Source organism: Streptomyces sp. NPDC094032, assembly GCF_040303965.1.
GTDB lineage: Bacteria > Actinomycetota > Actinomycetes > Streptomycetales > Streptomycetaceae > Streptomyces.
Map to the genome: position 1 here is coordinate 351,236 of NZ_JBEOUE010000003.1, position 18,942 is coordinate 370,177.

General features: G+C 71.3%; 18 protein-coding genes and 1 tRNA gene. 7 read left to right on the top strand and 12 right to left on the bottom strand.

Features of this window, described 5'->3' with window-relative positions:
• Positions 1–29: 29 nt before the first annotated feature.
• From ABTZ54_RS07980 to ABTZ54_RS08000, 5 genes are all read right to left on the bottom strand, one after another.
• A complete protein-coding gene (locus ABTZ54_RS07980) occupies positions 30–1,496 on the bottom strand; it encodes a peptidoglycan D,D-transpeptidase FtsI family protein (RefSeq protein WP_351658475.1) in 1,467 nt (488 codons plus the stop codon).
• Positions 1,493–2,935 (bottom strand): FtsW/RodA/SpoVE family cell cycle protein, encoded by a 1,443-nt coding sequence (locus ABTZ54_RS07985; RefSeq protein WP_351658477.1) that lies wholly within the window; start codon positions 2,933–2,935, stop codon positions 1,493–1,495. Before ABTZ54_RS07985 ends, ABTZ54_RS07980 begins: the two co-directional genes overlap by 4 nt.
• Before the next feature lie 28 nt (positions 2,936–2,963).
• Complete coding sequence (locus ABTZ54_RS07990; protein WP_351658479.1) at positions 2,964–4,463, bottom strand: Stp1/IreP family PP2C-type Ser/Thr phosphatase; 1,500 nt, start codon at positions 4,461–4,463, stop codon at positions 2,964–2,966.
• A gap of 110 nt (positions 4,464–4,573) precedes the next feature.
• Positions 4,574–5,104 carry an FHA domain-containing protein FhaB/FipA gene (locus ABTZ54_RS07995; RefSeq protein ID WP_351658481.1) on the bottom strand — a complete coding sequence of 177 codons (531 nt, stop codon included), beginning with the start codon at positions 5,102–5,104 and terminating at the stop codon, positions 4,574–4,576.
• Positions 5,105–5,114: 10 nt separating this feature from the next.
• A complete protein-coding gene (locus tag ABTZ54_RS08000) occupies positions 5,115–6,008 on the bottom strand; it encodes an FHA domain-containing protein (RefSeq protein ID WP_351658483.1) in 894 nt (297 codons plus the stop codon).
• A gap of 394 nt (positions 6,009–6,402) precedes the next feature.
• On the opposite strand from ABTZ54_RS08000, the gene ABTZ54_RS08005 reads away from it, so the two are divergent.
• The 3 genes from ABTZ54_RS08005 to ABTZ54_RS08015 all read left to right on the top strand — a co-directional run bounded on the left by ABTZ54_RS08005 (position 6,403) and on the right by ABTZ54_RS08015 (position 9,250).
• A tRNA-Leu gene (locus tag ABTZ54_RS08005) sits at positions 6,403–6,489 on the top strand.
• A gap of 147 nt (positions 6,490–6,636) precedes the next feature.
• Positions 6,637–8,472: a sensor histidine kinase gene (locus ABTZ54_RS08010; RefSeq protein ID WP_351658485.1), complete on the top strand. Its 1,836-nt coding sequence runs from the start codon at positions 6,637–6,639 to the stop codon at positions 8,470–8,472.
• 115 nt (positions 8,473–8,587) lie between these two features.
• Positions 8,588–9,250 (top strand): response regulator, encoded by a 663-nt coding sequence (locus ABTZ54_RS08015; RefSeq protein WP_351658587.1) that lies wholly within the window; start codon positions 8,588–8,590, stop codon positions 9,248–9,250.
• Between the two features lies 1 nt (position 9,251).
• On the opposite strand, the gene ABTZ54_RS08020 is transcribed toward ABTZ54_RS08015, so the two are convergent.
• Positions 9,252–9,707 carry a MarR family winged helix-turn-helix transcriptional regulator gene (locus tag ABTZ54_RS08020; protein WP_351658487.1) on the bottom strand — a complete coding sequence of 152 codons (456 nt, stop codon included), beginning with the start codon at positions 9,705–9,707 and terminating at the stop codon, positions 9,252–9,254.
• 113 nt (positions 9,708–9,820) lie between these two features.
• On the opposite strand from ABTZ54_RS08020, the gene ABTZ54_RS08025 reads away from it, so the two are divergent.
• The 4 genes from ABTZ54_RS08025 to ABTZ54_RS08040 all read left to right on the top strand — a co-directional run bounded on the left by ABTZ54_RS08025 (position 9,821) and on the right by ABTZ54_RS08040 (position 14,024).
• Complete coding sequence (locus ABTZ54_RS08025; RefSeq protein WP_502997198.1) at positions 9,821–10,984, top strand: ABC-2 transporter permease; 1,164 nt, start codon at positions 9,821–9,823, stop codon at positions 10,982–10,984.
• A gap of 162 nt (positions 10,985–11,146) precedes the next feature.
• The gene (locus ABTZ54_RS08030) at positions 11,147–12,613 is read left to right on the top strand and encodes a DUF2252 domain-containing protein (protein ID WP_351658491.1); all 1,467 of its coding nucleotides are present in this window, start codon (positions 11,147–11,149) and stop codon (positions 12,611–12,613) included.
• Between the two features lie 98 nt (positions 12,614–12,711).
• On the top strand, positions 12,712–13,614 hold the full coding sequence (locus tag ABTZ54_RS08035) for a hypothetical protein (protein ID WP_351658492.1): 903 nt from the start codon (positions 12,712–12,714) through the stop codon (positions 13,612–13,614).
• A 65-nt stretch (positions 13,615–13,679) separates the two neighbouring features.
• Positions 13,680–14,024, top strand: a complete 345-nt coding sequence (locus tag ABTZ54_RS08040) for a rhodanese-like domain-containing protein (protein WP_351658495.1) — start codon at positions 13,680–13,682, stop codon at positions 14,022–14,024.
• Between the two features lie 18 nt (positions 14,025–14,042).
• On the opposite strand, the gene ABTZ54_RS08045 is transcribed toward ABTZ54_RS08040, so the two are convergent.
• The 6 genes from ABTZ54_RS08045 to paaA all read right to left on the bottom strand — a co-directional run bounded on the left by ABTZ54_RS08045 (position 14,043) and on the right by paaA (position 18,916).
• A complete protein-coding gene (locus ABTZ54_RS08045) occupies positions 14,043–15,176 on the bottom strand; it encodes an acyl-CoA dehydrogenase family protein (protein ID WP_351658497.1) in 1,134 nt (377 codons plus the stop codon).
• 86 nt (positions 15,177–15,262) lie between these two features.
• Positions 15,263–16,351 (bottom strand): 2Fe-2S iron-sulfur cluster-binding protein, encoded by a 1,089-nt coding sequence (locus ABTZ54_RS08050; RefSeq protein WP_351658499.1) that lies wholly within the window; start codon positions 16,349–16,351, stop codon positions 15,263–15,265.
• On the bottom strand, positions 16,352–16,855 hold the full coding sequence (paaD, locus tag ABTZ54_RS08055) for a 1,2-phenylacetyl-CoA epoxidase subunit PaaD (protein ID WP_351658501.1): 504 nt from the start codon (positions 16,853–16,855) through the stop codon (positions 16,352–16,354).
• The gene (gene paaC, locus ABTZ54_RS08060; RefSeq protein ID WP_351658502.1) at positions 16,849–17,610 is read right to left on the bottom strand and encodes a 1,2-phenylacetyl-CoA epoxidase subunit PaaC; all 762 of its coding nucleotides are present in this window, start codon (positions 17,608–17,610) and stop codon (positions 16,849–16,851) included. Before paaC ends, paaD begins: the two co-directional genes overlap by 7 nt.
• Entirely contained in the window at positions 17,607–17,894 is a 288-nt protein-coding gene (gene paaB / locus ABTZ54_RS08065; protein WP_132915829.1) for a 1,2-phenylacetyl-CoA epoxidase subunit PaaB, read from the bottom strand. Before paaB ends, paaC begins: the two co-directional genes overlap by 4 nt.
• On the bottom strand, positions 17,891–18,916 hold the full coding sequence (gene paaA, locus ABTZ54_RS08070) for a 1,2-phenylacetyl-CoA epoxidase subunit PaaA (protein WP_351658505.1): 1,026 nt from the start codon (positions 18,914–18,916) through the stop codon (positions 17,891–17,893). Before paaA ends, paaB begins: the two co-directional genes overlap by 4 nt.
• Positions 18,917–18,942: the final 26 nt, after the last annotated feature.

Below are 18,942 nucleotides of genomic sequence, written 5' to 3' on the forward strand. Positions count from 1 at the left end.
GGTACACGGCCCCGGACCCCGGGATCGGCTCAGCTCCTGCTCTTGAGTACCGCCTTCATCACGGCCTTGGCGATCGGCGCCGCGAGGCCGCCACCCGAGATGTCCTCACGGTCCGTGCCCGCCGAGTCCTCCACGACGACGGCCACGGCGACCGGCGAACCCTGGTCGGTCTTGGCGTAGGAGATGAACCACGCGTACGGCCGCTTGGCGTTCTTCTCGCCGTGCTGCGCCGTACCCGTCTTGCCGCCGACCTTCACGCCGTCCATGTCCAGGGCCGCGTTGCCGCCGGTGCCCTTCTCGACGACGTTCTCCATCATCGCCTGGAGCTGCTGCGCGGTCCGCTGCGAGACCGGACGGCTCAGCTCCTCCGGCTCGGTCTTCTTGATGATGTCCAGGTTCGGCGCGCGCAGCTGGTCGATCATGTACGGCTTCATCAGCTTGCCGTCGTTGGCGATCGCCGCCGTCACCATCGCCATCTGCAGCGGCGTGGTCGCCGTGTTGAACTGGCCGATCGACGACAGCGCGTTGCCACCGCGGTCGGACTTCTTGTCGTACACGGACGCGGCCGAACGCACCGGCGTGAACTGCTCGGCGTTGAAGCCGAACTTCTCCGCCATCTCGACCATCTTGTCCCGGCCGACGTCGTCACCCAGTTTCGCGAAGACCGAGTTGCAGGAGACCCGCAGCGCCTCGTTCAGGCTGGCGTTGGTGCAGCCGCTCGCGTGGTTCTTCATCGGCACCGTCGACAGCGGGATCTTCCAGCCGTCGGGGGTGTCCGTCGCCGCGTTGATGTCCGTGACCTTGCCGCTCTCCAGCGCCGCCGCGGCCGTGACGACCTTGAAGACGGAGCCGGGCGGGTAGATCTCACGCAGCGCGCGGTTCAGCTTCGGCTTGTTCTTGTCCTTCTCCAGCGCCTGCCACGCCTTGGCGTCCTTGTCGTGGTAGCCGGCGAAGGAACCCGGGTCGTACGACGGGGTGGAGGCCAGCGCCAGGATCTTGCCCGTCGACGGCTCGATGGCGACGACCGCGCCCGTCTTGCTGCCGAGGCCCTTGAAGGCCGCCTTCTGCGCCGCCCCGCTCAGGGTGGTGACGACGTCGCCGCCCTTCTTCTTCTCCCCGGTGAACATGGAGAGCGTGCGGTCGAAGAACAGCCGGTCGTCGTTGCCGGTGAGGATGCCGTCCTCGATCTTCTCGATCTGGTTGGCGTCGAACGCCTGCGAGGCGTAGCCCGTCACCGGCGCCCACATCTGGCCGTCGACGTACGTCCGCTTGTACGCGTAGAAGTTGTCACCGGAGTCGACGGAGCCGGTGATCGGCTTGCCGTCGACGATGATGTTGCCGCGTTCGTTGGAGTAGCGCTCGATCTGCACCCGCTTGTTCTTCGGGTGCGCGTTGAGCTCGTCGGCACGGACGTACTGGAGCCAGTTGTCCCGCAGCAGCAGGGCGAGGACCAGCAGGCCGCAGAAGATCGCGACCCGGCGCAGGGGCTTGTTCACGGACGGACCACCTGCGTCATCTCGGCGTCGGGGTTCGGGGCGGGGGAGGGCGCCGGGCGGCGCGCGGTGTCGCTGATCCGGATCAGGACGCCGATCAGCGCCCAGTTGGCGATCACGGACGAACCACCGTAGGCGAGGAACGGCATCGTCATACCGGTCAGCGGGATGAGCCCCATCACACCGCCCGCGACGACGAAGACCTGCAGCGCGAACGCGCCCGACAGGCCCATCGCGAGCAGCTTGCCGAACGGGTCGCGGGCCGCGAGGGCGGTGCGCACACCGCGCTCGATGATCAGGCCGTACAGCAGCAGGAAGACCATGACGCCGGCCAGGCCCAGCTCCTCGCCGACCGTGGCGAAGATGAAGTCCGAGTTCGCGGCGAAGCCGATCAGGTCCGAGTTGCCCTGGCCGAGACCGGTGCCCAGGATGCCGCCGGAGCCGAAGGACATCAGCACCTGCGTCATCTGGTCACAGGCGTTGGCCATGTTGCCGTTCGGGGGGGCCGTCTTCAGGCACTCGAATGGGTCGAGCCAGGCCGCCACACGCGACTGCACATGGCTCGCGGTCGAGCCGACGACCACCGCGCCGCCCGCCGACATCAGCAGACCGATGACGATCCAGCTGGTCCGCTCCGTCGCCACGTACAGCATGATCACGAACATGCCGAAGAACAGCAGCGACGTACCGAGGTCGTTCTCGAAGACCAGGATGAGCAGGCTGACCGCCCAGATCGTCACGATCGGGCCCAGGTCGCGCCCACGCGGCAGATACAGCCCCATGAACCGGCGGCTCGCCAGCGCCAGCGCGTCCCGCTTCACCATCAGATAGCCGGAGAAGAACACGGCCAGGACCAGCTTCGCGAACTCACCGGGCTGGATGGAGAAACCGGCGACGTTGATCCAGATCTTGGCGCCGAAGACATCCGAACCGAGCCCCGGCACCAGCGGCAGCAGCAGCAGCACCAGGGCCGCCACCATCGAGATGTACGTGTAGCGCTGGAGCACCCGGTGGTCCTTCAGGACCAGGAGCACGCCCACGAACATGGCGATGCCGATCGCCGAGTACAGCATCTGCTTCGGCGCGTCCGGACTGAACGAGCCGTACAGGTTGGTCGCCCGCTGGATCAGCCGCGGGGACTGGTCGAGACGCCAGATCAGCACCAGGCCGAGCCCGTTGAGCAGCGTGCCCAGCGGCAGCAGCAGCGGATCCGCGTACGGGGCGAACTTGCGCACCACCAGGTGCGCGACGCCCGCGAGCAGCGTCAGGCCCGCCCCGTAACCGAGCATGCCGGGCGGCACCTTGCCGTCGATCGCCAGACCGACGTTCAGATACGCGAAGACCGGGATGGCGACGGCGAACGCCAGCAGCGCCAGCTCGGTGTTCCGGCGGCTCGGCGCCTCGATGGCGCCGATCGTGGTCGTGTTGGTGACAACGCTCATGGTGGTGAAAGGCCCCCTACGGGTCTGCCTACTGCTTGCCGCAGTTCGAGGCCAGCTTCTGCTCCTCCGCCGACAGGGTCGGACCCGGGGACGGTGCGGCTGTATTGGGCTTGGTGGGGTTCGGCGACGCGTTGCCCTCCGTGGCGGACGGCGTGCTCGCCTTGTCCGCGGCTGCGGCGGCCGCCTTGTGGCGCTCCTCCGTCTTCTTGCAGGCCGAGGCCTGCACCGCGAGCTCGGAGATCTTCGTCTGCGCCTTGCCGAGGCTGCCACCGGCGATGGTGTCCTCGACCTGCTTGCGCTGGTACTCCGGCAGGTACTTGAGTTCGATCTCGGGGTGGTCCTTCTCGACCTCCGAGAGCTTCACCCACGCCAGGTCCTGGCTGATGCCCCGGTACAGCGCCACATGCTCGTCCTTCGAGCCCACGTAGTACTGCGTCTGCGTCCAGCGCCACCCGCCGTACAGCGCGCCGCCGACCACGGCGAGCGCCAGCACGAGCAGGAAGGAACGCTTCAGCCACCGGCGGCCCGCGGACCGCGGCTTGTCGAAATCGTCGTAGTCGGCGTCCACGTACGCGCCGAAGGAACCCTGCGGGGGCATCCCGCCGTAACCGTGGTCGTCACCGCTGCCGGGCGGACCGAAACCGCCCGCCGGCGGCTGCTGGTGCGGCGCCGGCCGGCCCAGCCCGGAGGCACGGCCCGCGGGCGTGTGCATCGCACCGCCGTCGTTCAGCTGCGCCTGGTTCTCGGCGACCGCGCCCACGATCACAGGGGTGTCGCTGAGGTGACCGGCGAGGGTGTCGCCGCCGTCGACGTCCAGGACGTCGGCCACGATCACCGTGATGTTGTCCGGGCCGCCGCCGCGCAGCGCGAGCTGGATCAGCTCCTGCACGGTCTCCTGCGGACCCTGGTAGCTGGCGAGGGTCTCCTCCAGCGTCTGGTGCGAGACCACGCCCGACAGACCGTCGGAGCAGACCAGATAGCGGTCGCCCGCCCGCACCTCGCGGATGGAGAGATCGGGCTCGACGTGATCGCCGCTGCCCAGCGCCCGCATCAGCAGCGAACGCTGCGGATGCGTCGTCGCCTCCTCCTCGGTGATCCGGCCCTCGTCGACGAGCCGCTGCACCCAGGTGTGGTCCTGCGTGATCTGCGTCAGCACCCCGTCGCGCAGCAGATACGCGCGCGAGTCGCCGACGTGCACCAGGCCGAGGCGCTGGCCCGTCCACAGCAGGGCGGTGAGCGTCGTGCCCATGCCCTCCAGCTGCGGGTCCTCCTCGACCATCATCCGCAGCTGGTCGTTGGCGCGCTGCACCGCCGTACCGAGCGAGGTGAGGATGTCGGAACCGGGGACGTCGTCGTCGAGCGTCACCAGCGTGGAGATCACCTCGGACGAGGCGACCTCACCGGCGGCCTGGCCGCCCATGCCGTCGGCGATGGCGAGCAGCCGGGGACCGGCATAGCCGGAGTCCTCGTTGCCCTCGCGGATCATGCCCTTGTGCGAGCCCGCGGCGAAACGCAGAGACAGACTCATGCCCACCTGCCCTGTCGGCGCCGCCTCGGGGTGCCGTCGGTCTCGAGCCACACTGCCCACCCTCCGGTCGGGAGCCCGTACCCGCCCTCGCGCTCATTCATGATGTAGCACTACTTCCGAAGCTCGATGACGGTCTTGCCGATACGGATCGGCGCGCCCAGCGGAATCGGCGTCGCGGTGGTGAGACGGGTCCGGTCCAGATACGTGCCGTTCGTGGACCCGAGATCCTCGACGATCCACTGGCCGTCCCGGTCCGGGTAGATCCTGGCGTGCCGGCTGGAGGCGTAGTCGTCGTCCAGCACGATCGTCGAGTCGTGGGCCCGGCCCAGCGTGATGGTCTGCCCCTGAAGGGCGACCGTCGTGCCGGTGAGGGTGCCCTCGGAGACGACCAGCTTGGTCGGGGCGCCACGGCGCTGCCGCCCGCCACCGCCGCCGGCCGCGCCCTGCTGCTGGCCGCGCTGCTGCGGCGGCGCCGCCTGGCGCGCGTTCTGCTGCGGACGCGCCTCCTGGCGGCGCGAACCGCGCTGGGTGACCCGCGTGCCGAACAGGTCACTGCGGATGACCTGGACGGCCACGATCACGAACAGCCACAGAACGGCCAGGAAACCCAACCGCATGACCGTCAGGGTCAGCTCTGACATTGCCCCCGCTTCACCCTTCGGCTTGCCGGTAAACGATGGTGGTGCTGCCCACGACGATCCGCGAGCCGTCGCGGAGCGTAGCGCGGGTGGTGTGCTGCCCGTCCACCACGATGCCGTTGGTGGACCCGAGATCCTGGATCGTCGAGGGCGTTCCGGTCCGGATCTCGCAGTGCCGGCGGGAGACGCCGGGATCGTCGATCCTCACGTCCGCGTCGGTGCTGCGGCCGAGGACCAGAGTCGGGCGGGAAATCTGATGACGGGTGCCGTTGATCTCGATCCAACGGCGCACCTGGCCGCCCGAGGCGGGCGCCGCCGCAGGACCGCCGGGGCGGGCCGCGGCCGGAGCCGTCGGACGGTGACCGGGCATCGCCGGAGCACCCGGCGGCGGGGACACCGGCATCGGCGGGGCGCCGGCCGGCGGACCGGCGGGCGGGTAGCCGTAGCCGCCGCGGGCCGGCTGCTGGTGACCCTGCGGTCCCTGCGGGTGGCCGCCCGGAGCGTTCTGCTGGGGCTGCGGCGACTGTGACGAACTCGACGCGAGCGTACGGCTGCGCACCCGGTACAGACCGGTGTCGAGGTCGTCGGCCTTCTCCAGGTGGACCTTGATCGGGCCCATGAAGGTGTACCGCTGCTGCTTGGCGTAGTCCCGGACCAGACCGGCGAGCTCGTCGCCGAGCTGACCCGAGTAGGGGCTGAGGCGCTCGTAGTCCGGCGCGCTCAGCTCCACGATGAAGTCGTTGGGGACGACGGTCCGCTCGCGGTTCCAGATCGTCGCGTTGTTGTCGCACTCGCGCTGGAGCGCGCCGGCGATCTCGACGGGCTGGACCTCGGACTTGAAGACCTTGGCGAAGGTGCCGTTGACCAGACCTTCGAGTCGCTGCTCGAACCGCTTCAGGACTCCCATGGGGCACCTCCTCCGTCGTTGTCGTCCTGGTACTGCTTACTGATCGTATCCACGCGTCGGGAAATCGGCTGGTTCCCCTTCTCTGCCCTGTGGACGAGTGTCACCTCTCACAGACCTTCCGCAGAACCTTTCGCAGACCTTTCGGCAGACCTTCCCCACGGATCGTAGAGGTGGCCTGTGGACAGTGTCCCGCACCCGGCGGCGGAGCAGGAGGGCCCCGTGCGTCACTCGTTCCTCCTCCGTCCCGCTCCGTCCTGTCCGTCCCTCCTCCCTCTCCTTGTCAGCGGAGGCGGGGGCGAAACAACGGATGTGAATCCACCGTCTCCGACGTGCTAATCTTCAGATGTCGCCAAGCAGACGGGCCGAAAGCCCGGAAGCTCGGAGGCCACTCAATGCGCGGGTGGCGGAATAGGCAGACGCGCTGGATTCAGGTTCCAGTGCCCGAAAGGGCGTGGGGGTTCAACTCCCCCCTCGCGCACCAGACGGAAGCCCCGTAGATCGAAAGATCTGCGGGGCTTCTGCGTTGTGTAGGGGGTGTTGCTGGGCGTCGGTGGGTGCGACGTTCGTTGGTGCGGGTCGCGACGAAAGAGGACGGCCGGCCGGCGGGAGCGGCGCCTATCGTGCGGACGTGGAAGCTCGTACGAAGTTCAGGACGTGGCCCGGTGCCGCCTGGCACTGGTTCCTCGTGCCCGGTCAGTGGTCCCGGCGCAGGACCGCCGGTGAGCTGGTCCTCGCCGTCGTCATGGCGCTGTTGTCCGCGGGCACCGAGGATCTGCTCGGCGGCGACGGCTGGGCGCTCGCCGCCGTCGCCGCGGGCTCCGCCGTGCTGTCGCTGCTGCGCCGCCGGCTCCCCGCGACCGTGCTCATCGTCACGTCGTTCCTCGCGCCCTTCGTGCCGGGGTTCCTGGTGCTGCTGATCCTCATAGGGTGGTCCGCCGGCCGCTACATCGCGGGCGCCGGGCGGGCTTTGGCCGCGTTCACCGCCGCGTACGTGCTGAACGTCGTGGGCACGGTGGCCGAGGCCTGGGACCAGCGCATGCTGCTCACGCTCTCCTTCATCACCACGCTGTACTTCCTGGCGACCACCCTCGCGCCCGGTCTCGCCCACCGCTACTGGACCCAGCGCAGGACCCTGCTGCACGCGCTGCAGCAGCGCAACGCCCAGCTGATCAGGGAGCGGGCGATGATCGCGGGGCAGGCCAGGCTGCGCGAGCGGCAGCGGATCGCGCAGGACATGCATGACAGCCTCGGTCACCAACTGGCGCTGATCTCGGTGCACACGGGCGCCCTGGAAGTGGACCCGAACCTGACCGACCGTCAGCGCGAGGCCGTCGGCGTGCTGCGGAACGCGTCCGTGGACGCCATGCACGAGCTGCGCGAGGTCGTCGGCATCCTGCGGGACGGGGTGGAGGCGCCCGACGACGGGGGCGTGCCCGTCGTGCGGCCCGGGGACGAGACGGGGAGGGCGGCGCGGGGGACCGCCGGCATCGAGGGTCTGGTGGCCGCCGCCCGGTCCGCCGGGACCACCATCGACCTCGCCCGCCACGGCGAGGCCCGGCCGCTCGCCCCGGCCGTCGACCACGCCGCGTACAGGATCGTCCAGGAAGGCCTGACGAACGCCTACAAGTACGCGCCGGGCGCCGCCATAGCGGTCGAGGTGCGCTACGAGCCGGACGCCTTCGTCGTGGAGGTCCTCAACGAGCCGGTGGCGGTCGAGCCGACCGGTGTCGTCAGCGGCGGACAGGGCCTCACCGGACTGCATGAGCGGGCCCGCCTGGTCGGCGGCATCGTGCACGCGGGCCCGGCGGACGGCGGCGGCTTCCGGGTCGCGGGCGTCCTGCCGTACGGGGCGGTGGAGGCCTCTCCGTACGTGGAGCCGGACGCGTTCACGGCCGGCATCGAGCTGGGCGTCGCGCCGCCCGGCGCCGCTCAGGGTGGCTCTCCCGTCGATCCTTTCGTCGATGCGGCCGACGACTTCCGGCAGCAGTCGCGGTGGCCCCGCTCGCGCGACGGTGTTCGGGCCGCGGTCGGAAAGGCCGACTGGACGGTGACCGAACGGGAGTGGACGATGGCCATGCGCGCGGGCAGGGGCAGGAGCACGGGCAGTGGGATAGCGATCGGGTGCGGGATCGCGTTCGCGGCCCTGGTGCTGCTGCTCGTGGCGGGCGGCTTCGGCCTCTACTTCCTCATGGGGTCGATGCAGAAGGGGATGATCGGCCCGGGCGAGTACGACGCCGTCAAGGTCGGGCAGAGCGAGAAGGAAGTACGTGACCGGCTTCCTTCGGGTGACACCATCGCCACCACCGGCCTGCACGGAAAGGGCCCCAAGGAGCCCGAGGGTTCCTCGTGCCTGGTCCTGATGAGCTCGGAGCCGGAGGAGAGCATGGAGAGCGAGCCCGTTTTCCGGTTCTGCTTCAAGGACGGCAAGCTGATCGAGAAGAAGTCGTACGAGGTCGTGCGCTAGGCGCGGCCGGTGCCGGTGCGGCGCCGGTGAAGTCGCCGGTGCGGGCACGGGCGCCGGCGGGGCTCGGACGCGAGCCCGTGTTCGTATCGTGAGCCGTTGGGGAGTGGCTGTGGCTGTGGCAGGGCGCCAGCACATCAGGGTCGTGATCGCCGATGACGAGCCCTTGATCAGGGCCGGGATCAGGATGATCCTCACCTCGGACCCGGAGATCGAGGTCGTCGCGGAGGCGGCGAACGGCCGGGAGGCCGTCGACCTGGCCCGCGCCCACGCCGCCGACGTCCTGCTGCTCGACATCCAGATGCCCGTCCTCGACGGGCTCTCCGCCCTGCCGGAGCTGCGCCGGGCGGCGCCTTCGACGCGGGTGATCGTGCTGACGACGTTCGGCGAGCGGGAGAACGTACTGCGGGCGCTGGAGCACGGTGGCGCCGGGTTCCTGCTCAAGGACACCGCCCCGGCCGAACTCATCCGCGCCGTACGGGCCGCGGCGGCGGGTGACGCGTATCTCTCCCCCGCCGCCACCCGGCACGTGGTCGAGCAGCTGGCCTCCGGGCGGGAGGCCGCCCGGGCGGAGGAGGCGCGGACCCGGGTGGCGGCGCTCAGCGAGCGGGAGCGCGAGGTGCTGGCGCTGCTGGGCGAGGGGCTCTCCAACGCGGACGCCGGCCGGCGGCTGCACATGAGCGAGGCGACGGTGAAGACCTACGTGAGCCGCATCCTCGCCAAGCTGGGCTGCGAGAACCGGGTTCAGGCGGCCCTCCTCGCGCGGGACGCCCGCCTCTGACTCAGCCCTTGCCGCCGGGGAGACCGGCGCCGCCCGCCGCGTTGTAGCGGAGCAGATAGGCGGCGAAGTGGGCGAGGTCGTCGGCCGACCAGTCCTTGAGGCGCTCCCCGTAGGCCGCCTGCCGGCTGGCCTGGGTGGAGGCGAGCAGCAGGGTGCCCTTCTCGGTGGGATGCAGTACCTGGACCCGGTGGTCGTCCGGGTCGGGCCGCCGCTCGACAAGACCCAGCTTCTCCAGGGCACCGACCTGACGGCTGACCGTCGACTTGTCCAGGAGGTAGTGGGCGGCGAGGTCGGTGGCCCGGCAGCCCTGCTGGTCGTCGATGTGGGCGAGCAGCGTGTACGAGACCAGCGGCAGCTCCGGGTGGAGCCGGGCCGCGGCGGCCCGCGCGCGGCGGGCGAAGGCGGTCAGCTCCCGTTCGATGGTGTCGAGGGATGTCTCCCGCGCGCCGTCGCTCATGGTGCGCTCCTTGTCGCCGAGGGCCCGGTGGCAGGACCCGGTGGTCCGATCCCTCGCTTCGGTTGTATAGTACAACGGTTATTTAGTTGTAAAAGCCAACCATGGAGGTTGCGGTGTCCGCAGGACCGACCACCAAGGGAGCGTTGCGCCACGTCCTCGGGCATCTGCTCACCCCCCTGCTGATGTGCGTCGGCATGGGCCTCGCCTACCTGGGCGCCTTCCACGCCCCCCAGCCCCACGACCTCCGCGTCGACATCGTCGGCTCCGGACCCCGGGCCCAGGTCCTCGCCCAGACCCTCCAGGACAAGGGCGACGGCGCCCTCGACGTCCGCACCGTCCCCGACCGCGCCACCGCCACCGCGCACCTGCGCGACCGGTCCAGCTTCGGCGCGTACATACCCGGGGGTGGGCAGCCGGGGGCAGCGTCGCGGGCGGGCGGAGTGCAGGCGGATGGCGCGTCCGCGGGGCGGCCCGAGCTCCTTGTGGCCTCCGCCTCCTCCGACACCAGCGCCATGGCCGCCGAGAAGGTCTTCACCCAGGTCGCCGCCACCCAGGGCCAACCCCTCAAGGTCACCGACGTCGCACCCGTCTCCTCCGGCGACCCCACCGGCCAGGGCGTCTTCTTCCTGCTCGTCGCCCTCAGCATCGGCTCGTACGCCTCCGTCGCCGTCATCGGCGGCGCCGGTGCCGTGCTGCCCATGCGGATCAGGGCGCTCCTCGCCGCCGCCATGTCCCTCGTGGTCAGCCTGATCGGCACCGTCTTCGCCGGCCCGCTCTTCCACCTCGTCGACCAGGGCCTCGGCGGCGTCTGGGCGCTGTCCTGGCTGTACTGCGCGGGCATCCTCCTGGTCGGCGTCGGACTGCACACGTTCCTCAAGCGCTGGACCACCCTCGGCGTGATGGTCCTGTTCGTGATGCTCAACTTCACCAGCTCCGGAGGCATCTACCGCCCCGAGCTCCAGCCCGGCTTCTTCGGCTCGCTGCACGCCTTCTGGAACGGCGCCGGCTTCGTCGAAGGCGTCCGCGGCCACGTCTACCTCTCCGGCGACGGCCTCGGCCGCAACGTCCTCGTGCTGAGCCTCTGGCTCCTCGCCGGGGTCGCCCTTACGGTCGCGGCGGGGAGGACCGAGGCCCGGCAAGCGGCTGTGGCGGCCGTGGCGGGAGCGGCGATCGAGGGGTCTGTCGAGAGGCCCGTCGAGAGGTCTGTCGAGGGGTCTGTCGAGGGGGAGGCGAAGGAAGCGATGGAGGAAGAGATGGAGGAGGCCGTCGGGGTCTGACCGGGCTGTTCGTGGGGCGGGAGGAGTTGTCCACAGGGCGTTATCCACAGGGGGAGACGGCCTGCGGAGCCCGGCGGTACCGTCATGTCCAGTCGACGAAGTTGATGTTGGCAGGCAGGCGGGCAGGTAGCCAGGCAGGCGAGAGTCGGGGGAGGTCGTCCCATGGACGAGACCAGGGCAGTGGTTCCGGGGCAGCGTGAGCACGCGTACGGGGACGGGCGCATGCCGCACGTGCCCGGGTTCGCCCGGCGCGCGGCGGGCGGAACCGAGGCCTCGGCCGCCGGCTCCGCCAGGCAGCGCGGCAAGGACCTGCGGCGCGGCGTCCCCCGGGCGTCGCACAGCACCCTCGTCCTCGCCGCCGGGCGGCCCGACGCCGTGGCCGCCGTGGAGGAGTCGAGTCGGGGCCGCGTCGCCGCGCTCGCGCCGATACGGGTCGGCAGGATGGCGGCGAGCCCGTTCGCCTTCCTGCGCGGTTCCGCCGGGCTCATGGCCCACGACCTCGTCGGCTCCCCCGTCACGGGCATCGCCGCCCAGTTGTGCGGCGACGCGCACGCCGCCAACTTCGGCCTGTACGGGGACGCCCGAGGCCGGCTCGTCATCGACCTCAACGACTTCGACGAGACCGTCGTGGGCCCCTGGGAGTGGGACCTCAAACGGCTCGCCACCTCCCTCGTGCTCGCCGGGCGCGAGGTCGGCGCCGACGAGGAGATGTGCCGGGCCGCCGCCTTCGACACCGTCGGCGCCTACCGCCGCACCATGCGGCTGCTCGCCAAGCTGCCCGCACTCGACGCCTGGAACGCCATCGCGGACGAGGAGCTCGTCTCCCACACCGACGCCCGCGACCTCATAGGCACCCTGGAGCGGGTCTCGGCGAAGGCCCGCAACAACACCAGCGCCCGGTTCGCCGCCCGCTCGACCGAGGCCGTCACCGACGAGGAGGGCGGCGGCAGACGCTTCGTCGACGCGCCGCCCGTCCTGCGCCGGGTGCCCGACGAGGAGGCCGCGGCCGTCGCCGCCGCCCTCGGCGAGTACCTGGGGACCGTGTCCGAGGACCGGCTGCCGCTGCTCGCGCGGTACGCGGTGCACGACGTGGCCTTCCGCGTCGTCGGCACCGGCAGCGTCGGCACCCGTTCCTACGTGGTGCTGCTCCTCGACCACCGGGGCGAGCCGCTGGTCCTCCAGGTCAAGGAGGCCCGCCCCTCGGCGCTGCTGCCGTACCTTCCGGCGGCCGGCTTCACGGTCCCGTCCGTGGGGCACGAGGGACGGCGGGTGGTGCTGGGGCAGAAGCGGATGCAGGTCGTCAGCGACATCCTGCTCGGCTGGACCACGGTCGAGGGGCGGCCGTACCAGGTGCGCCAGTTCCGCAACCGCAAGGGCAGCGTCGACCCGGCCGCCCTGACCGCCGAGCAGGTCGACGACTACGGCCGCATGACCGGAGCCCTGCTGGCCCGCGCCCACGCCCACAGCGCCGACCCGCGGCTGATAGCCGGCTACTGCGGCAAGAACGAGGAGCTCGACGAGGCCGTCGCGGCCTTCGCCATCACCTACGCGGACCGCACCACCGCGGACCACGAGGACCTGCTGTCGGCGATCCGCACGGGACGGATGGCGGCGGAGCTGGGGGTGTGAGGGCTGGGGCTTGTTCATAGGGGGTGGGAGGGCGAGGGGGTGGAGGGGGGAGGGGGAGGGAGGGGGGGGAGGCCCCCCCCGGGAGGACCGTAGGCTTGATGGGTCGAGCCGGAACGAGGACGTGGACGGGCGTGGACGTGAGCGTGGACCAGGGCGTGGGTGGCGGGTCCGAGGGTGAGCGGCCTCAGGGCGAGCGGCCCGATGACGTGCAGCCTCAGGGGGAGCGGCCCGAGGCTCGGCTTGAGCGGGCTGTGGGGGTGGCTGAGCAGGCGCTGATCGAGTTCGAGATCGCGGTGGAGACCTTCCGGGTCGAGGTGGAGAACTTCTCCCGGTTGCATCACCAGCGGCTCGGTCCGATGTACGCGCGTCTCGACGAGCTGGACGCGCGGATCGCGGAGGCTCGGGCGGCGCGGACCGGGGATCCGGAGGATCTGCGGCGGGCCCAGGAGGCGCGGGCCGCGGTCATGCCGATGCCCGGGGTGGACGAGCTGTTCCACGACTGGATCGACTCCGACGGGCTGTCGGCCGAGGCGGCGGCGATGCTGACCGATCGGCCGGTGCGGCCGCCGAAGCGGGTGCGGCCCTCCGACGAGGTGCGGAAGCTCTACCGGGAGCTGGTGCGGCAGGCGCATCCGGATCTGGCCAGGGAAGAGGGCGAGCGGCGGCGGCGTGAGGAGTTCATCACGCGGGTGAACGCGGCCTACGCCCGTGGTGACGAGGCGCTGCTGCGGGAGCTGTCCGAGGAGTGGGCGGCCGGTCCGGTGCCCGAGGTGCGGCTCAGCGAGAGCGAGGAGTTGTACGCGCGGCTCGAATGGCTGTCGCAGCGTAAGGAGATGCTGTCGGGGGTGGCCCGGGAGCTGGAGGAGAGTGCCATCGGCGCGATGCTGCGGATGGCCCCGGACGATCCCGACCGGCTGCTCGAGGAGATCGCGGAGCAGTTGCTGGCGCAGGTCGCCGAGCGGGAGACGGAGCTCGCCGTGCTGGTGCGGCCGGTGCAGTAGGTTTCGATGGTTCGGCGTCCGCGTTCGCGGGGCGTCATCAAGGTGTGAGAAGGAAGGCCTGTCCCATGAATTTCGCCTCGCTGCCGTCGGTGGACGTGGCCTCCGTGCCGGCCGATGCCCTGGTGCTGGACGTCCGTGAGAACGACGAGTGGGCGGCCGGTCATGTCGAGGGCGCGCTGCATGTGCCGATGAGCGACTTCGTGGCGCGGTTCGGTGAGGTGACGCAGGCCGTGGAGGACGGGCGGCGGGCGTTCGTGATGTGCCGGGTGGGTGGCCGTTCGGCGCAGGTCACGCAGTATCTGGTCCAGCAGGGCATCGACGCGGTGAACGTGGACGGCGGGATGCTGGCCTGGGAGGGTGCGGGGCGCCCGATGGTGACGGACGGCGGGAGCCCCGCGTACGTGCTGTAGGTCCGCGTCGCGCGTGGTTCAGGTGAGGGGGTGGGCGGCCAGGAGGTCGCCCAGTTCCTCTTCGTGGGCCGCCGCCGGGCCGAGGGCGAGTTCCAGGTGTTTGGCCCAGGCGTGGTAGCGGTGCAGGGGGTAGTCGGTGTCGGCGCCGAAGCCGCCGTGGAGGTGCTGGGCGGTCTGGACGACGCGGCGTACGCCTTCGGAGGCCCAGATTTTGGCGACGGCGATGTCCCCGCCGGCGGGCAGTGGTCCGCCGGCGTCGGTGGTGAGGCGCCAGGCGGCCTGCCAGAGGGTGACTTCCATGGCGCGCAGGTCGATGTAGCGGTCGGCGGCCTGGACGGCGACGGCCTGGAAGGTGGCCACGGGGTGGCCGAACTGTTCCCGCTTGCCGGTGTACTGGCTGGTCATGGCGAGGACTTGTTCGCCGAGGCCGAGGGCGAGGGCGCAGGTTCCGGTGGCGAGGAGGTCGCGGAGCCGTTCCCAGGCGCCGTCGGTGTCGATGACGTCGGCGGTGTCGAGGTGGACGTCGTCGAGGTGGAGTTCGGCGAGGAGTTCGCCGTGGGTGGCGTACTGGTCGGCGAGGGTGAGGCCCTGGTGGGTGCGGGGCAGTAGCGCGAGGACGGTGCGGCCGTCGGGGGTGTGGGCGGGGACGGCGATGCGGTCGGCCTGGTGGGCCCAGGGGACGGTGCTGGTGTGGCCGTCGAGGGTCCAGCCGTCGGTGTCGCGGTGTGCGGTGACGGCGAGGGGGGCCGGGTCGTGGCCGGTGCGGCCGTGGGCGGCGGCGGTGAGGACGAGTTCTCCTCGGGCGACCTGGGGGAGGAGGGCTGCGGCGGTTTCGGCGGGGGCGTATCGCTGGATGGTGAGGGCGACCGCGGTGGTTTCGAGCAGCGGGACGCGGGCGAGGACGCGGGCGGATTCGCGCAGTACGAGGCAGAGGGCGACGGGGTCGAGTCCGGCGCCGCCGTGGGCGGGGTCGAGGAGGAGGCCGAGGAGGTCGGCGGTGGCGAGGCGCGCCCAGAGGGGGCGGTCGTAGTCGTCGGCGACCGCGCCGGGGGTGAGGGCGGGGCTGGGTACGGCGTCGGGTGCGACGTCGGAGAAGACGGCTTTGGCCGCCTCGACGGCGGCGTGCTGTTCTTCGGTGAAGGTGAAGTCCACTGCCCTGTCCCTTCCGGCCCTGTCGATCTGACGGATCGTCAAGATAGAACAGGTTCTACCGGAAGGGAATGGGCGGGCTCCGCCGGTCAGCGGTCGAAGTCGAGCTCGACCTCCGGGGTCGCCGGGTGGGACTGGCAGGCAAGCACGTAACCGGCGTCGGTCTCCTCGGGCTCCAGGGCGAAGTTGCGGTCCATGCGGACCTCGCCGGAGACGAGGAAGGCGCGGCAGGTGCCGCAGACGCCGCCCTTGCAGGCGTACGGGGCGTCCGCGCGGGCGCGCAGCACGGTCTCCAGGAGCGTCTCGCCCTGCTGGACGGGCCAGTTGCCGGAGCGGCCGTGCAGGGTGGCGGTCAGGGTGGCGTCCGCGGGGGCGTCCGCCGAGGGCGGCGGGGCGGGGGCGGAGCCGTCGTCGACGTGGAAGATCTCCTGGTGGACGCGGGTGCGGTCGACGCCGAGGTCGCGCAGGGCCCGTTCGGTGTTCCGCACCAGGCCGAAGGGGCCGCACAGGAACCAGCCGTCGATGTCGCCGACCGGGAGCAGCGCGGGCAGCAGGGTGGTGAGCCGCTCGTGGTCGAGCCGACCGGAGGGAAGTCCGGCCTGCTGCTCCTCGCGGGAGAGCACGGTGACCAGCTGGAAGCGGTCGGGGAAGCGGTCCTTGAGGTCGGCGACCTCGTCGAGGAACATCGTGGAGGCCGCGGTGCGGTCGCTGCGCACGAGGCAGAAGGTGGCGTCGGGCTGCCGGGCGAGCAGGGTGGCGGCCATCGACAGGACCGGGGTGATGCCGCTGCCGCCGACGACGGCCGCGAAGTGTCCGGGGCGCGGGTCGAGGACGAAGCGGCCCATGGGTTCCATGACCTCGACGGTGTCGCCGGCGGCGAGTTCCTTGAGGGCGTAGGTGGAGAACTCGCCGCCGTCGACCAGGCGGATGCCGACGCGCAGGACGGGGGTCTCGCCCTCGGGGGCGGCCGGGGCGCAGATGGAGTACGTGCGGCGGATCTCTTCGCCGTGGGCGCCGGTGCGGCGCAGGGCGAGGTGCTGGCCGGGGGTGTGGCGGTAGGTCTCGCGCAGCTCGGGCGGGACGGCGAAGGTGACGGCCACCGAGTCGTCCGTGAGCTGCTCGACCTCGCTGACCCGGAGCGGGTGGAATCCGGCCCGTCCGGTCTTTGAGGACTGCATCTACAACTCCTTGAAGTGGTCGAACGGTTCGCGGCAGGCCGTGCAGCGGCGGAGTGCCTTGCACGCGGTGGAGGAGAAGCGGCTGAGGAGTTCGGTGTCGGTGGAGCCGCAGTTCGGGCAGCGGATCGCGAGGGTGAGGGCGACGGGGCCGCCGGCGGGGCCCTGGGGGCGGGGCGGGGCGATGCCGAACTCGGTGAGTTTGCGGCGGCCTTCCTCGGTGATGTCGTCGGTCGACCAGGCGGGGCTGAGGACGGTGACGACGCTGACCTCGGGTATGCCGTGGGCCTGGAGGGCGTGTTCGATGTCGGAGGACATCGCCTCGATGGCGGGGCAGCCGGTGTAGGTGGGGGTGAGTTCGACCTCGACGCGGCCGGGTCCGAGGAGGTGGACGCCGCGTACGACGCCGAGTTCGGCGAGGCTGAGGACGGGCAGCTCGGGGTCGGGGACGGCGCCGGCGATGCGGGCCAGTTCCTCTTCGAGCGCCGTCGGCGTCGTCGTCACCATGACGCCCCCGGGTGGCTGCGGTGCAGGTGCTGCATTTCGGCGAGCATCCGTCCGAAGGACTCGGTGTGCAGTCCCTGGCGGCCGGCGCCGGCCTTCCAGGCTCCGGTGCGCGGTCCGGTGGGGACGGTGAGCGTGGCCTTCTCCAGGACGGTGGTGACGGAGTCGAGCCAGGTGCGCTCCATCGCGGCGGTGGTGGCGGGGTCGATGCCCAGGCCGTCGAGGGGCTGGAACAGCTCGCCGGTGTACCGCCAGAGGGCGTCGCAGGCCTGCTGGACGCGTCGGTGGCTCTCGTCGGTGCCGTCGCCGAGGCGGAGGGTCCAGTGCTCGGCGTGGTCCTGGTGGTAGGCGACTTCCTTGACGGCCTTGCCGGCGAGTCCGGCGAGGGGGCCTTCGCCCGCGGCGAGCTCGCCGTAGAGGAGCCGCTGGTAGGTGGAGAAGTACAGCTGGCGGGCGATGGTGTGGGCGAAGTCGCCGTTGGGCTGTTCGACGAGCTGGCAGTTGCGGAAGGCGCGCTCCTCGCGGAGGTAGGCCAGTTCGTCCTCGTCGCCGACGAGGGAGAGCAGGATGCGGGCCTGGCCGAGGAGGTCGAGCGCGATGTTGGCGAGGGCGACCTCCTCCTCCAGGACGGGGGCGTTGCCGGCCCACTCCCCCAGGCGCTGGGCGAGGACGAGGGCGTCGTCGCCCAGGGCGAGGGCGGCGTGCGCGGCGGGCCCCGCGGCAGCCGGGGCCGGGGTGGTGGCGGGCTGGGTGGTCACAGGTGCTTCACCCCGTCCGGGATCTCGTAGAAGGTGGGGTGGCGGTAGGGCTTGTCCGCCGAGGGCTCGAAGAAGGGGTCCTTCTCGTCGGGGGAGGAGGCGGTGATCTCGGCGGAGGGGACCACCCAGATCGACACGCCCTCGTTGCGGCGGGTGTAGAGGTCGCGGGCGTTGCGCAGGGCCATCTCGGCGTCCGGCGCGTGCAGGCTGCCCGCGTGGGTGTGGGACAGTCCGCGGCGCGAGCGCACGAACACCTCCCACAGCGGCCATCCGTCGGTGGTCATGCCCGTGCCTCCCCGTCCGTGTGCTGCTTCGCGGTGTGCTTCCCGGCGTATGCCGCGGCGGCTTCCCTGACCCAGGCGCCGTCCTCGTGCGCCTGGCGGCGCCTGGTGAGGCGCTGCTCGTTGCAGGGGCCGTTGCCCTTGAGGACGTCCCAGAACTCGGCCCAGTCGATGGGGCCGAAGTCGTAGTGCCCGCGCTCCTCGTTCCACTTCAGGTCGGGGTCGGGGAGGATGAGGCCCAGGGACTCGGCCTGCGGGACGGCGATGTCGACGAAGCGCTGGCGCAGCTCGTCGTTGGAGTGCCGCTTGATCTTCCAGGCCATGGCCTGCGCGGAGTGGGTCGACTCGTCGTCCGGCGGGCCGAACATCATGAGCGAGGGCCACCACCAGCGGTCCACGGCGTCCTGGGCCATGGCGTGCTGGGCCTCGGTGCCGCGGGAGAGGGCGAGGAGTGCCTCGTATCCCTGGCGCTGGTGGAAGGACTCCTCCTTGCAGACCCGGACCATCGCCCGCGCGTACGGGCCGTAGGAGCAGCGGCAGAGGGGGACCTGGTTGGTGATGGCGGCGCCGTCCACGAGCCAGCCGATGGCGCCGACGTCGGCCCAGGTCAGCGTGGGGTAGTTGAAGATCGACGAGTACTTCTGGCGGCCGGAGTGCAGCTTGTCGAGGAGCTCGTCGCGGCTGGTGCCGAGGGTCTCGGCCGCGCTGTACAGATACAGGCCGTGGCCGGCCTCGTCCTGGACCTTGGCCATGAGGATCGCCTTGCGCCGGAGGGAGGGGGCGCGGGTGATCCAGTTCGCCTCGGGCTGCATGCCGATGATCTCGGAGTGGGCGTGCTGGGCGATCTGGCGGACCAGGCCGGCGCGGTAGGCGTCGGGCATCCAGTCGCGGGGCTCGATGCGCTCGTCGGCGGCGACGGCGGCGTCGAACACCGCTTCGAGGGCGGCCTGTGTGGCCGTCGTCCCCGTCGTCGCAGTCGTCTCCGGTGTGGCTGTCGCTGTCGTCTCTGCCGTGCCTGCGGTCATCGGACCCCTTACCGACCGATCGTTCG